This window comes from Paenibacillus oleatilyticus, from assembly GCF_018998565.1.
Taxonomy (GTDB): domain Bacteria; phylum Bacillota; class Bacilli; order Paenibacillales; family NBRC-103111; genus Paenibacillus_G; species Paenibacillus_G oleatilyticus.
Window position 1 is genome coordinate 1 of the sequence record NZ_JAHNZO010000087.1, and the last position, 569, is coordinate 569.

Here is a 569-nt window from a genome sequence, read left to right on the forward strand (position 1 = left end):
ATTTAGTCTGTCTAATCAAGATTTCTTTTGGTAGGGATTTCCCCATTATTAATTCTTGAATGGCTGGTGGATATGCTAGATTTTTATCCAAGGTGATTACACGTGGGGTTTGATTATGTGGAGAGGACAAAGCCTTTGTAAAGAAACGCTTAGCTGCCTGCATATCCCGATTTTCAGATAACATGAAATCTATGGTTTTCCCCATAGAATCTACTGCCCGATATAGATACTTCCACTGACCTTTGACTTTGACGTAGGTTTCGTCGGTCCGCCAAGAATCGTTTGTAGGTTTCAAAAAGGGACGGATTCGTTTGTCGATTTCGGGTCCGAATTCATGGACCCATCTCATGATCGTCGTATGGGAAATCTTTAATCCTCGCTCGCTCATCATTTCGACTATATCTCGATAGCTTAAACTATATTTCAAATACCATCTCACCGTTAGTAAAATGATCGCCGATTCCTATTGCTTCCATTTAAATAAATCCATTTTCGTTTCCAAAAAAAGTTGCTCCATCCCATGATATTTTCAATTACGTTATCATAAATTAGAGCTTTGCACCACAACC

Annotated in this window: 1 protein-coding gene; it reads right to left on the reverse strand. The window is 39.0% G+C overall.

Features of this window, described 5'->3' with window-relative positions; translation table 11 throughout:
* Positions 1–454, reverse strand: a 454-nt coding sequence (locus KQX66_RS36410) for an IS6 family transposase (protein ID WP_216798391.1), incomplete at its 3' end; no start/stop codon positions are given.
* Positions 455–569: the final 115 nt, after the last annotated feature.